The 13,622-nt window shown below is 36.3% G+C and carries 15 protein-coding genes, 2 tRNA genes and 1 pseudogene; 2 read left to right on the top strand and 16 right to left on the bottom strand.

Annotated features, from left to right (window positions below; translation table 11 throughout):
• Positions 1–146: 146 nt before the first annotated feature.
• A pseudogene (locus tag PGC35_RS13720) lies at positions 147–473 on the top strand (transposase); the annotation flags it as partial.
• Between the two features lie 111 nt (positions 474–584).
• Here PGC35_RS13720 and PGC35_RS13715 read toward each other — a convergent pair.
• The 16 genes from PGC35_RS13715 to PGC35_RS13640 all read right to left on the bottom strand — a co-directional run bounded on the left by PGC35_RS13715 (position 585) and on the right by PGC35_RS13640 (position 12,898).
• The gene (locus tag PGC35_RS13715; RefSeq protein ID WP_375219550.1) at positions 585–941 is read right to left on the bottom strand and encodes a hypothetical protein; all 357 of its coding nucleotides are present in this window, start codon (positions 939–941) and stop codon (positions 585–587) included.
• 186 nt (positions 942–1,127) lie between these two features.
• A tRNA-Arg gene (locus tag PGC35_RS13710) sits at positions 1,128–1,201 on the bottom strand.
• An 85-nt stretch (positions 1,202–1,286) separates the two neighbouring features.
• Positions 1,287–2,441 (bottom strand): Ger(x)C family spore germination protein, encoded by a 1,155-nt coding sequence (locus PGC35_RS13705; RefSeq protein ID WP_375219549.1) that lies wholly within the window; start codon positions 2,439–2,441, stop codon positions 1,287–1,289.
• Positions 2,438–3,892, bottom strand: coding sequence for a spore germination protein (locus PGC35_RS13700; RefSeq protein ID WP_375219548.1), 1,455 nt, complete (start codon positions 3,890–3,892; stop codon positions 2,438–2,440). Before PGC35_RS13700 ends, PGC35_RS13705 begins: the two co-directional genes overlap by 4 nt.
• A gap of 16 nt (positions 3,893–3,908) precedes the next feature.
• A complete protein-coding gene (locus PGC35_RS13695) occupies positions 3,909–4,931 on the bottom strand; it encodes an endospore germination permease (protein WP_375219547.1) in 1,023 nt (340 codons plus the stop codon).
• 268 nt (positions 4,932–5,199) lie between these two features.
• Positions 5,200–5,273 (bottom strand) — tRNA-Arg (locus PGC35_RS13690).
• A gap of 78 nt (positions 5,274–5,351) precedes the next feature.
• Complete coding sequence (locus PGC35_RS13685) at positions 5,352–5,852, bottom strand: metallophosphoesterase family protein (protein WP_375219546.1); 501 nt, start codon at positions 5,850–5,852, stop codon at positions 5,352–5,354.
• Positions 5,853–5,861: 9 nt separating this feature from the next.
• On the bottom strand, positions 5,862–6,464 hold the full coding sequence (locus tag PGC35_RS13680) for an XTP/dITP diphosphatase (RefSeq protein ID WP_375219545.1): 603 nt from the start codon (positions 6,462–6,464) through the stop codon (positions 5,862–5,864).
• Complete coding sequence (rph, locus tag PGC35_RS13675) at positions 6,461–7,225, bottom strand: ribonuclease PH (protein WP_056831492.1); 765 nt, start codon at positions 7,223–7,225, stop codon at positions 6,461–6,463. The genes PGC35_RS13680 and rph overlap by 4 nt, the downstream gene beginning before the upstream one ends.
• Positions 7,226–7,297: 72 nt before the next feature.
• Positions 7,298–8,095 (bottom strand): glutamate racemase, encoded by a 798-nt coding sequence (racE, locus tag PGC35_RS13670; protein ID WP_375219544.1) that lies wholly within the window; start codon positions 8,093–8,095, stop codon positions 7,298–7,300.
• Between the two features lie 10 nt (positions 8,096–8,105).
• On the bottom strand, positions 8,106–8,564 hold the full coding sequence (locus tag PGC35_RS13665; RefSeq protein WP_375219543.1) for a MarR family winged helix-turn-helix transcriptional regulator: 459 nt from the start codon (positions 8,562–8,564) through the stop codon (positions 8,106–8,108).
• Between the two features lie 77 nt (positions 8,565–8,641).
• Positions 8,642–8,872, bottom strand: coding sequence for a helix-turn-helix domain-containing protein (locus PGC35_RS13660; RefSeq protein ID WP_053588714.1), 231 nt, complete (start codon positions 8,870–8,872; stop codon positions 8,642–8,644).
• Positions 8,873–8,938: 66 nt separating this feature from the next.
• Positions 8,939–9,382 carry an acyl-CoA thioesterase gene (locus tag PGC35_RS13655; protein WP_375219542.1) on the bottom strand — a complete coding sequence of 148 codons (444 nt, stop codon included), beginning with the start codon at positions 9,380–9,382 and terminating at the stop codon, positions 8,939–8,941.
• 127 nt (positions 9,383–9,509) lie between these two features.
• The gene (sdhB, locus tag PGC35_RS13650; protein WP_053588712.1) at positions 9,510–10,286 is read right to left on the bottom strand and encodes a succinate dehydrogenase iron-sulfur subunit; all 777 of its coding nucleotides are present in this window, start codon (positions 10,284–10,286) and stop codon (positions 9,510–9,512) included.
• Positions 10,287–10,288: 2 nt separating this feature from the next.
• On the bottom strand, positions 10,289–12,049 hold the full coding sequence (sdhA, locus tag PGC35_RS13645; RefSeq protein ID WP_375219541.1) for a succinate dehydrogenase flavoprotein subunit: 1,761 nt from the start codon (positions 12,047–12,049) through the stop codon (positions 10,289–10,291).
• Between the two features lie 237 nt (positions 12,050–12,286).
• Positions 12,287–12,898 carry a succinate dehydrogenase cytochrome b558 subunit gene (locus tag PGC35_RS13640; protein ID WP_053588710.1) on the bottom strand — a complete coding sequence of 204 codons (612 nt, stop codon included), beginning with the start codon at positions 12,896–12,898 and terminating at the stop codon, positions 12,287–12,289.
• Positions 12,899–13,190: 292 nt separating this feature from the next.
• On the opposite strand from PGC35_RS13640, the gene PGC35_RS13635 reads away from it, so the two are divergent.
• A complete protein-coding gene (locus tag PGC35_RS13635) occupies positions 13,191–13,607 on the top strand; it encodes a YslB family protein (protein WP_053588709.1) in 417 nt (138 codons plus the stop codon).
• Positions 13,608–13,622 lie beyond the last annotated feature (15 nt).

Below are 13,622 nucleotides of genomic sequence, written 5' to 3'. Positions count from 1 at the left end.
ACGCTTTCCACGGGCACGGCCTCAGCCTTCTCCCTCGCGACGCTCAGTCCGGGTGCTTCGGCTCGTGCTGTTCCCGTAGGAGTCTTCGCGCCTTCCACTCCAAACGACTAATGTTGGCTAATTTAAAAAGTGTTGAGTTTCTAAATCGTCAATACAAATCCAAACCAACGGTTTGTGTAAATTGTCCATTCTTAACACAGTGTACAGAAAGTAAAAAACATACGAATCTAATTCAACGACACGTTTGGGAAGGGTATGTGGAGGAAGCGGAACATCTACGAAATCACGTGGAAGTAAAAGAGATATGCTAAACACAAAGAAACAATTGAACGTGTCTTTGCTGATGCGAATAAAAGCATGGTATACGTTGGACAACCTTACGGGGCCTTAAAAAATTGTGTATGCAAGCGCTGCTTACTTTTGCTGCGATGAATTTGAAAAAGCTCGCCACTTGGACATGGCAAGCTGCCTAATGCGAGTTGAAAACGCCTCGTAAAGACTACACACACATAAAATTCAGGGGAATTTTTAACTCAAACACCTTCAAAATTGACAAAGCACCTCTATGAGATGCTCGTTCGTCATTAATATTGTAAATGCCAATTTAATTCATCCGCAATTTGTTTATACGATTTATTCTCTTTGTATTTCATTCGAGAAATTTGATAATTTAACCCCTTCAGCATACTTGTTTTGCTTTCTTTCTCACTCTTTAATTCTAAATAAAAATCATGCATCTTTTGTAGCCTACTTTTTTTGTTTCGTAAGTTCTGAATGTTTCTTACTTGTGTAGTATGGAAAATTTCCTGGCTGTTCATCACTGTGAATAACAGCTTATTTTCTTCTTTCCAAACCTCTAAATCCTCCTCAATTTGAAGTAAATGCTTTTCAATAGTATCGATTTTTCTACATAGATCCACATAATTTGTGATTGTATCCAATCAAGCTCCCCCAATCCCGATTATGTATAAATATTCTGCATACATTTTTTTGTTTAGGCGAAAATGGAAGGCGAAATCAACGGATTACACAATTTAAAAAACTACAAAAAAGAAAAAGCGTTTAAAATGTTGAAACAACAACATCTTAAACGCTTTATCATGTTATTAGGTAAAACACACAGAAAATGTCCCAGGAGAGATTCGAACTCCCGACCGACGCCTTAGAAGGGCGTTGCTCTATCCAGCTGAGCTACTGAGACAATATTACCTGCCTATCCAAATAGTAGGAAGACAATATATATTATCTGAGATTTTCTATATAATGTCAAGAATAAATTTTGATAATTATTGAATTGTTTCTTTAAAGGAATTTCTACCTGAATAGACCTTGATTACGCTAACATTAAGATTTCGTATGGAGTCCTCGTTGAGCTTTATCTTTCCATCTGTTTGTTGTTTTTTCCAAGTCTTTACGTTTTTTCTGTAAACCTGTTCAGACAGTCGGTAAATATCAATATCATTTTTTAAGCCCTCTTTATATGTTTCATTTATCTCTTTTTTCACTTGCTTAATAACACCCTTTCGAATTTCTTCAGATGTTATATTTCCTTGAAAGACACTAACATCTGCATTCACACTTACATTGATATCAAATTTCACTACATCATTATTGACTACTATTGGATCTACTTTTACTTTAATATCATCTAATATTACAGTCATATAGTTCTCCATTTGAGGTTCTAAATTGACCGTTATTTCCCCTCTTTTTGTTTCATTAGTCATCCATTGCAGTCCATTTGCTTTATCTCCTTTAATAAAACCTTTAAATTCATTTGGAGAAAGCACGCCTACGCCTGAGATAGCAGCAATGTCATCAGGCTCTTTTTCCGTATCCCAGTTCCCTTTAATAGTTATTAATGGAATACTTACTTCGTGATTTGGTTCATTGAGTCTAATGATTAGCTTTCGTATATCAATTGGCTCTACAAAAGATTCTTGTTCATATGAGTTCATCGGATCTGAAATTCTAGACAAGGTCATTGATTTGTTAAAAATTGGAGTAAGAAGCAAAACATCTTTTACAGGCTCTGTTGTAGCATAAACCCATGCTTGATATCTCGTTTCTCTGTATCGTATAAATGAATTAATAACAGAATTAGCTTTTCCATCCTTTAATGCCTCTTCTGAAAAGATTAAGAACGAAAAATTTCCCCAAAAAAGCCTTAAATCCATTGAATGATAAAGTTCAAATATTGCTTCATCTATCGTATTACCTGAAGCGTGCCCTACCTCAATTTGTATCGATTCCGTATTTGGTTGCTCCATCTTTGCTATATTCGCAAAGTTCACTATTTGAGCATAAACATGATATTTATCGTCTTTATAATCCACACCTACCCCGTAAATATAAATCATTCTTTCAGACTCAGTTACATCCCAACAGCCCGAAAGAATGCTCATTAAAACAAAGAAGATAATCAGTTTTTTTATCTTCATTTTTCAGCCTCTTTTTCCCGGGTTTGATCTTGTGGATCCAGCACATTCGGGCGCTTTCTATATTGCTTTGGTGACAATCTAAATAAAGATTTTTTTATGGTTGACCAGCTTAAATCAGTGGCAATATTCATATAAGGCACACCAAAAACACGAATATTCGATAAATACAGCACCAGAAAATACAGTGCCATAAAGAAACCGAACAATCCAAAAATGGACGTAATTAAAATAAACAAGACACGGGTTATACTTACTGCTGACACAAGAGATTGATTCACTAAAGTAAACGTCGAAATTGTGGAAATCGCAATGATAACAATCATTGCCGGGCTCGTAAGACCTGCTCTTATGGCCGCATCTCCAATAATTAGTCCACCTACAACACTAATCGTTCCTCCGATTACAGTAGGGAGGCGTAAGCCAGCTTCACGAAAAAGTTCGAACATTACAAGCATTAGGAGCATTTCAAGTGCTGATGGTAGTGGCAAACCAGTATTTGATTGAACTACTGTAGTAAGTAATTGAAAGGGAAGCTGATTTTGATGGAAAGTAGTCAATGCTAGCCAAAATGCAGGTAAGAGCAAGCCGATTAATATACCTGTAATACGTAGAACTCTTTCAAATGAGCTGAATGCTACTGGATATTCCGTGTCCTCTCCCGTCTTTAATAGCAAAAATAAATTAACTGGAGTAATAACCGCGTAAGAAACTCCATCAACTAAAATGATAAACCTTCCTCTCACGAGTGCTTGAATAGCAAAATCAGGTCTTCCTGTATAATCTGTCCTCGGAAAGATTTTAGAACTTTTATTTACTTGCTCCATTAAATACTCACCACTAAATACGATATCCGTATCTACTTTATTTAACTGTTCTTTGATTTCGTTTAATATGTCCTTACTTGCGATATCGTCAAAATATAGAATGGCTACTACCGTTTTGGAACGCTTGCCTAATTCAAATTTTTCTACACATAACGAATTCGTAGGAAGCCTCTTTCGAATTAACGCAATATTAACTGAGATATCTTCAATAAAGTTGTCCCTCGGACCTTTAATAAGTACTTCCATCCGTGACTCTTCCGGATTTCTGTTAGGCTTTTTGGCAATATTACTTGAAAATAAAAGATTATCTTCCTCAAAATACAAAAGCAAATATCCCTTATATATGAGAGAAATCGCTTCCTTCTCATTCTCTACTTTTTTTATTTCGGGAATATGTAACTTAGCAATAAGTGCTTCTTCAAGCGATTCTTCATTTAGATTTTCGCATACTAATTGCACCCGATGTACAATGACATCATTTAATAACTGTTGGTCAACCATTGCATCACAAGTAAGAAAATGCACCTTATGTTCATTAAAGGAGTATTCCTGAAACAGTACATCTGCCGAATGTCGGAATAGAAGTTGCAATGTTTGTAAGTCTATTGTCTTTTCAGCCGGTTGCATCGCCTTTCACTACTTTCTAAAATACCAGAAAGGTACTTATTAAAAAATAATTACTTTTTATTATTAGAAATAATTGATCACTTACCAGTGATAACGATAAACACATGAAGAAGAAACCAGGCGCAATAATCGTCCATACACGGATTTTTTTCTGTCTCATATCGAACAACTCTGATGCGATAAATAAGATAAATCCAACTCTAATAAAAGCCCCTGTTAACCATTGATAAACAGAGAAAAAATCCATATGTTCAATAAATCTACCTATCGATACTAGACCCCATTCCTCATATGCTGGATATCTTTGACTAGCTGCCTCCATTGGTCCGAACTCAGTTATCGCACCGATAAGTGGTCCCATCGTTAATCCCATTAAGAGAAATAGCATTAACGCAAAATGATACCAACGAACTCTGTCTTTAATTTGATGCTGCACAAATAATAACAAAAGCAATTCAACAGCAGGATAGACCGCTCCTTTGAGGACCGGTTGAAAACCATGTTCAAAAAAAGGTCTTAATAACTCATAATCTTTTACTTGTATATTGACAAAAGCTACAAAAAATCCTAAAAAAAGCACTCCTAATAAAACCATTACATTTACTATGGCAATCGTTTGAATATTTGTGGTTACGAGTAAGATGCAAAGAATTGTAAAAATTATTAATAAGAGTAGCATCGGTGTATTCGGTAAAAACGTTGTCTTCACCCATTGCAATGTTTCTCTGATTGTAAAAGAACTAAGAACAATTAAATAAATTCCAATAGTGTAGAGAATAATATTAGTACCGACTCTACCTATCTTTTCTTTTAGCCAATCTTTCATCGGCTGTTGATTTGATTTATTATGGATGTACACTAAGAGAAATAACCAAGGGAATATAAAAATCGCAGCAAAAAGTACAGAGACCCAGCCATCTCTCCCTACGACTTGCAAAATTGGCGGAAGGATCGTTACATGATTTTTTAACCCGATAACAGTCATCGAAAGAAAAATGACGTGTAATATACTAATTTGTCCGACACTGATTCCCTTCACTTTAAAACCTTCTATCATTAGTTGGTATTGCATAGTTTTGACAATAAAACAAAGTATTATAAGTAAAGTTATTGAAAATAAAATAGAGATAACATAGAATTCATATTCCATTGAACACTTTAGACACAAAAAACCTCCTAATCAAATTTGATTAGAAGGTAGTTTCGTTTCAATATTTAGTAGGGATATTTAAGTTAGGTTCGAATCCTGACCGTTTACCCTATTCGTCTAAACATTGATATATCAAGATTTGGATTATTAATGTTTACGTCCCAGGAGAGATTCGAACTCCCGACCGACGCCTTAGAAGGGCGTTGCTCTATCCAGCTGAGCTACTGAGACAAGAACTCCCCCACCACACAGATAGGAAAGACAAGATTTATTATATAATCTATTTTGAATTAAGTCAACGCTATTCCACTAAAACTTTAAAATTATATTTTCAATAAAAATATGCTCGGAGGAATAGAAAAATACATTCCACCCATCTTTATGCTTTTTAACAATAGCATAGCTTTTTTCTTTACGGCCACGTGGCATATGTAAGCTGCCCGGATTCACAAAAAGAATGCCATTGTTTATTTCTGCACCAATCAAATGGGAATGACCAAAGCATACAATGGACGCATTTAATTCTTGTGCACGATAACTCAGTGGCATAAGCGTAGATTTCACTCTATGCTTATGCCCATGAGTAACATACACAATTTCATCTCCCACTTTAAACACCTGTTCCTCCGGAAATTGTAAATCAAAATCACAGTTCCCTCGAACAACATAAATTGGTTTATCTGCAAAGTATGAAAAGTCCAGTTCACTATCACCACAATGGATTATCGTATCAACTTCATGGTGATGTTGTATAACTTCTTCCATTGTTTTTGTATCCTGATGAGTATCACTGATAATTAATAACTTCATTCTACTACCCTATTCGCCCTTCAATAACTCAGGTAGCTTAACCGACAATTTTTTAATTGCATTACCTCTATGAGAAATTGCACCTTTTTCTTCTCCAGATAATTCAGCCATCATCCTATTTTCAGATGGAACATAAAAAATTGGATCATATCCAAACCCATTGCTTCCTTTTCTTTCTCTTGAAATAACACCTTCACAAGTTCCTCTAACTGTAATTGGTTCAATTGAAGGGGAAGCAACTGCAATAGCACAAACAAATCTTGCTGTGCGGTTTGAATCAGCCACATTTTCAAGCTCTTTTAACACTTTAACAATATTTGCTTCATCACTTTTTTCTTCTCCTGCGTATCGTGCAGAATAGATGCCTGGACGTCCGTCTAACGCATCAATTTCTAATCCGCTATCATCTGCTATGACCATCGTTTGTAAACGTTCTGCTAGGGCTGTCGCCTTTAACAATGCATTTTCTTCAAATGTAGTGCCAGTTTCTTCTACATCCATATCTTCCGCAACATCATGCAAAGTTAAGACTTCATAGCCAAGTGGTCCAAATAGTGCTTCAAAATCTTTTGCTTTTCCTTTGTTTTTTGTTGCAATAATAATTTTTTTCATTCTAACACCTGACCTTTATCACCGATTTTATTGGCCAACTCTCCAAGTGCATTTCGTTGAACACTCATTAGTTGTTGAATACCAATCTCTCCAAACTCAAGCAGTTCCAATAACTCTTTTTTCGAAAAAGTTGCTTCTTCCCCAGTGCCTTGTAGTTCCACATACTCTCCACTACTTGTTTGAACAATGTTCATATCCACCGCTGCTGAAGAATCTTCCTCGTAGTTTAAATCTAATACAACACCAACATTATCAATAATTCCAACACTTGTCGCTGCTAAATAATGACGCACAGGAAATACTGGCAAGTTCTTTTCTTCATACAATTTACCAAGTGCAATCGTTAAAGCAACAAATGCTCCTGTTATACTAGCTGTTCTAGTTCCTCCGTCCGCTTGGATAACATCACAATCAATCCAAATAGTTTTTTCACCAATACTTTCTAGGTCGACTACCGAACGCAACGCTCGTCCTATTAGACGTTGTATTTCCATAGTACGACCTGTTACTTTACCTTTTGATGCTTCTCGTTGTGTACGAGATTGCGTAGCTCGTGGAAGCATAGAATATTCTGCAGTAATCCAGCCCTTACCTTGTCCTCTTAAAAAAGGTGGCACTCTATCTTCGATCGTTGCGTTACAAATGACCTTTGTTCGTCCAACTGTTATTAATACGGAGCCTTCTGGATGAATTAAATAATTTGTTTCTATTTGTATATCCCTTAGTTGATCTACATTTCTACCATCAGTTCTTGTTGTCATATACTTCTCCTTTTTTATTACCCATCAAGCAAAATAAGACCCCGCTATTCGAGGATTCTCAAGTTAACAGGGTCATGTAAATGAAATTGTTCTTACATCCGCATTTTGAAGTACTAACCACTTCTCGACAATTGTCTTAAAGATTGGAATAGAGCCAGTTGTATAGAATATTGGCTGCTTGTAACCCGAAAGTGGATTATGCATTTGATGATAATCCAAGTACTCTAATACTTCCTGGGCTGTTTCCTCTGCCGATGAAAGCACCTTTACCTGAGGGCCAACAGCTTCCTCTATGTATTTTTGTAATAAAGGGTAATGTGTACATCCAAGGATGACCGTATCAAATTGTTCATTTTGCAATGGTAATAACGTGTTAAATACCATGTTACGTGCAAATTCCCCTTCATACTCATTGCTTTCCACAAGAGGCACGAAAGTAGGGCATGCAAGCGGTATAACTTTACTCGATGAATTCAGAGCAGTTATAGCCTCTTCATAAGCCCCACTTTTTATTGTACCGCTTGTACCTAATACTACAATTTCATTTTTTTTTGTAGCTTTCATCGCCGCACGTGCGCCTGGAAAAATAACACCAATTACTGGAAAGGGCATATTTTTGCTTAAAGAATCAAGTGCAACGGCCGTTGCTGTATTACAAGCAATGACCAGCATTTTAATGTTCATTTTAGACAAGGCAGTTGCTAATTGCCATGTAAACTTACGTACTTCTCCGCTTGAACGCGGTCCATATGGACATCTTGCAGTATCACCAATATAAATAATTTCTTCATTCGGCAAAAGTCGCATAATTTCTTTTGCGACTGTTAAACCGCCAACTCCAGAGTCTATAACGCCAATCGGGGCTTTCACTTTTAATTCCTCAGTTCTTTTTCATCTCTTGATGTAATTTTTCCAATAATGTAGATAGATTTGCTACTTCGTCTTTGTTAAATTGTTTTAGTATGTCTTCTAAATAATTTTGTCTTTTAGCTATTACTTCTTCAATGATACGTTCGCCTTCTTTTAATAAATGTATTCGCACTACCCGACGATCTTGATCATCTCTAATTCTTTGAACAAGTTCGCTTCTTTCCATCCGGTCGATTAAATCGGTCGTTGTACTAAAAGCTAAATACATTTTATTTGATAAATCGCCAATTGTCATATCTCCTTGCTCCAAGAGCCATTGAAGTGCCACAAACTGTGGGGGAGTTATTGTATAGGCATTTAAAATTAGACGCCCTTTTTGCTTAATGATGCCCGATATATGTCTAAGTTCTTTTTCTAAAAAAGCAACCTCTTGATGATCATGGTGTGCATTTTTTGTTTCATCTGCCATTTAATCCTTCACTCCTCAAAACATTACGTTCTATTTATTATTGTGACGTGTTCTGAGGAAAATGGCAAGGATTCTAATTAATTCAACGATAGTTCACCTAATCGTAATAATTCGACAATCGCTTGTGACCTACCCGATACTCCTAATTTTTGTATCGTATTGGAAATATGATTTCTTACTGTTTTTTCACTTATAGATAACTGTACAGATATTTCTTTTGTAGAATAATCCTCTACTAATAACTGAAATATTTGACGTTCCCTGCTCGTCAGTATTGATCGATGCTGATTACTATCATACAATGCCATAGCCCCCCTATCCACTCTTCTACTAACGTATGTAGCATGGGGAAAGTAGGTGACGGCTAGTGATGCCTACTTATTAAAAACTTTTAATTTTTCTTCGGACCATTTTGATCCTTTTCCTGTTTTTTTATCAATTTGTACCATCGTACCTCTTCCAGTAAAGACGATTTCCTGCTTCACATTTTTAGCCATATAATGGATATCTATGGATGAAGAACCTATAGAATTGATTTTCACATAAATCCGAAGTTTTTCATCGAAAAACACTTGTCTCACGTAATCGCATTGCAAATCAGCAACAACTGGGATGGTTTCATTAGTAGGCTTTAGCCAATCATTCATTAACTTTATATGTTTTAGAAACTCAATACGTGCATACTCAAAATAAGCAAAAGTCACCGTATTATTTAAATGTCCGAACATATCTGTTTCTGAAAAACGAACACTTACTTCTGAATAAAAAGTAAATTCCTGCTCCCAACTTTTTATATCTTCTATGTAACTAGCTCTCATGAAAACCATCCTCCTAATAACTGAATATTAATTCATTTATTATAGCAAAAAAATAAAAAATCTGCATAGAATACTAAATTCTACACAGATTTTACTTTATAGTGCTCTTAGAAAACGATTTCTACTATTAATCGACCATGTGATCGCTTCCGAAGAAGTTTTTGAACATTTGAACAGTTGTATCACGGTTTAAAGCTGCAATGGATGTTGTTAACGGAATACCTTTTGGACATGCAACTACACAGTTTTGTGCGTTACCACAGTTTGCAAGGCCACCATCACCCATAATTGCGTTTAATCTTTCATCCTTGTTCATAGAACCTGTTGGGTGAGCGTTAAATAAACGTACTTGTGAAAGTGGTGCTGGTCCAATAAAGTTAGAACCGCTATTAACATTAGGACAAGCTTCCAAGCAGACACCACAAGTCATACATTTAGATAATTCATACGCCCACTGACGCTTACGTTCCGGCATACGAGGCCCTTCTCCAAGTTCGTATGATCCATCAATTGGAACCCATGCTTTTACTTTTTTCAAAGAATCGAACATACGAGTTCTATCAACTTGAAGGTCACGAACTACTGGGAAAGTTTTCATTGGTGCCAAACGAATAGGTTGAGTCAACTGATCAACAAGTGCTGAACATGATTGACGTGGCTTATCATTAATAACCATTGAACAAGCTCCGCATACTTCCTCTAGACAGTTCATATCCCAAGTTACTGGAGACGTCGCTTTTCCATCAGCATTGACTGGATTTTGACGAATTTCCATTAAGGCAGAGATAACGTTCATATTAGGACGATAGTTCACTTCGAACTTTTCCCAATACGGTGTAGATTCAGGAGTATCTTGGCGGAGAATCTCAAAAGCAACTTTTTTTGTTTCTGTCGCTGTAACCATTTTTATTTTTCTCCTTTCGTAGAAGAATAATCACGTTTACGAGGTGGAACAAGTGATACATCTACTTCTTCATAATAAATAACAGGAGCACCAGTAGCTGGATCAAACTTAGCCATTGTTGTTTTCAAGAATTCCTCATCATTACGTTCTGGGAAATCTGGTTTGTAATGTGCTCCACGACTTTCATTACGTTTTAGTGCACCTATCGTAATAACGCGTGCTAAGTATAGCATATTTTTTAATTGACGAGTAAATGAAGCGCCTTGGTTTGACCATTTTTGCGTATCATCCATATTGATATTCTCGTAGCGCTCTAGTAATTCTTGGATTTTTTTATCGGTAGCTTCAAGTTTGTCATTGTAACGTACAACCGTTACATTATCAGTCATCCACTCACCTAACTCTTTATGAAGTAAGTAAGCATTTTCAGTACCTTTCATCGCTAACGTTTTATCCCATTTCTCTTGCTCAAGTTGAACCTCTGCATCGAAAATAGTAGCGTCCATATCTTCTGCATGAGAATCAAGATTTCTCATATATTTAACTGCATTAGGACCAGCTACACTTCCACCAAATACAGCAGAAAGTAATGAGTTAGCTCCTAAACGGTTAGCACCATGTTGTGAATAATCACATTCACCTGCAGCAAATAAACCAGGAATATTAGTCATTTGATCTTCATCAACCCAAAGTCCGCCCATAGAGTAATGAACAGCTGGGAAGATTTTCATTGGAACTTTACGAGGGTCATCACCAGTGAATTTTTCGTAAATTTCAATGATACCACCAAGTTTAACATCTAGTTCATGAGGATCTTTATGTGAAAGATCTAAGTAAACCATGTTTTCGCCATTAATACCTAGTTTTTGGTTAACACATACGTCGAATATTTCACGTGTTGCAATATCACGTGGAACTAGATTTCCGTAGGCAGGATATTTTTCTTCAAGGAAGTACCAAGGTTTACCATCTTTGTAAGTCCAAATACGTCCACCTTCACCACGTGCAGATTCTGACATTAATCGTAGTTTATCATCACCAGGTATTGCAGTAGGATGAATTTGTATAAATTCCCCGTTTGAATAATATGCACCTTGTTGATAAACGATAGAAGCTGCAGAACCAGTGTTAATAATAGAATTAGTCGTTTTACCAAAGATAATACCAGGGCCACCAGTAGCCATGATAACAGCATCTCCACGGAAAGCACGAATTTCCATAGTTTTAAGGTTTTGTGCTTTAATACCGCGACAAACACCTTCGCTATCTTTAATTATTCCAAGGAATTCCCATCCTTCGAATTTTGTAACAAGACCGTCTACCTCGAAACGACGTACTTGCTCGTCCAAAGCATATAGAAGTTGTTGACCAGTCGTTGCACCAGCAAACGCTGTACGGTGCATCAATGTACCACCAAAACGACGGAAGTCTAATAATCCTTCAGGTGTACGGTTAAACATTACACCCATACGATCAAATAAATTTATAATTCCAGGTGCAGCATCAGTCATTGCTTTTACTGGACCTTGGTTTGCTAAGAAGTCTCCACCATAAACAGTGTCATCTAAATGAACTGCTGGTGAATCTCCTTCACCTTTTGTATTTACAGCCCCGTTAATACCGCCTTGTGCACAAACAGAGTGTGAGCGTTTTACAGGAACTAATGAAAATAGATCTACATGCGTACCATCTTCGGCCGCTTTCATTGTTGCCATTAATCCGGCTAATCCACCACCGACAACAATAAGTTTACTTTTTGCCATGTCAATCTCACTCCTCATATCAAATTCGCCTTGGCGTATTTGAGTCCAGATTTTATCGAGCCCGCTCGATAAATTCCCTCCAAAAATCTGTGACATCCGCCGGAGGCTTTAACTTTATTCAGCAGAGGTTGGAACCCTACTGGATGGTATGCATTTTTGCATTCATCTCTCACCAATATAAAGGTGGGAGAAATTTGCTGAATTAAGTTTAATAGTAGTTGAACGTGTAGAAGGATCTTATACGAACGCAAGAAGAGCTTGTACACCAACTACAGATAACGCTAGGAAGATTATTAATGTTACATAAGTAACAATTTGTTGTGATTTTGCAGATTGAGTAATTCCCCAGCTTACAAGGAATGACCAAATACCATTTGCTAAGTGGAAGGTAGCAGAAATTACACCTACTATATAGAAGCCTAACATCCATGGGTTTGATAAAATTTCAACCATCATGTTAAAATTAACTTCTTTCGCTCCAATAGCTGCTTGGAATCTTGTTTCAAATACATGCCAAGCGATGAATACAACAAGAAAGATTCCAGTGAAACGTTGTAAAATGAACAAATAATTACGAAGTGTTCCAAAGTTTTTCGGATTATTTTTTGCAGTAAATGCAATATAAACCCCGTAAAATGCATGGAACATCAACGGTAAGTAAATTACAAAGACTTCCAAGAATAATAAGAATGGAAGACTCTCCATAAAGTGTGTTGCCCCATTAAATGCTTCTGGTCCTTTAGTAGCAAAATGGTTAATGATCAAATGTTGCGTCAAAAACAATCCAACAGGAATAATTCCTAATAGTGAATGTAGTCGGCGCCAGTAAAATTCGCGATCTTTCGACAAAACAGTTACCCCCCTCAGATTTACAATTGACGCAATGATTACTATTGTAATAGAACAATAGGATTCATTCCGTACTCACATCATCATGTTTCGAATTTATGACATATCCATTGTACTCTCAACACTCTAGAGCGTCAAGATTTCTTTCCCACTATTCAAAATGTAAAATGATTCATTTCCCTATAATGATTAGACTATTTTTTCACATACTATATACCCTTACCAAGTGAAATTTTTTTATGATAAAATAAACTAGATTATTAGAATTTAGCTTAGAAAGAAGGGTTGCTACTTGGATGAAAAGGAACATTCACATGTAACTTCCTTTGGATATGAATTAATACGCGATCACGTTCTTGCTTCTATTCTCGGAAAACATGAAAAAGATATTCTATATTGGGCAGGGAAAGACCTAGCCCGCAAATTCCCCCTATATTCAATGGAAGAGGCCTCCTCTTTCTTTCAAGAAGCAGGTTGGGGAATTTTAGTTTTAGAAAAAACGACAAAAGATTCCGCTTTTTATACTTTACAAACTTTAAATTTGCCACAAAGCGGGAAAGGCAGAAGTCATCGATTAGAAGCTGGTTTTTTAGCTGAGCAACAGCAGAAAATTGGTGGTTATTTAACAGAATGCTATGACGAACAGCAAAAGAAAAATGGAATCGTCACTTTTCAAGTTAAATGGGACTTAAAAACTACTATTTTATAATGATGCAAAAAAGCA

The organism is Psychrobacillus sp. PGGUH221, from assembly GCF_042055255.1.
Taxonomy (GTDB): domain Bacteria; phylum Bacillota; class Bacilli; order Bacillales_A; family Planococcaceae; genus Psychrobacillus.
This window is presented reverse-complemented; position numbering and strand designations above follow the sequence as displayed.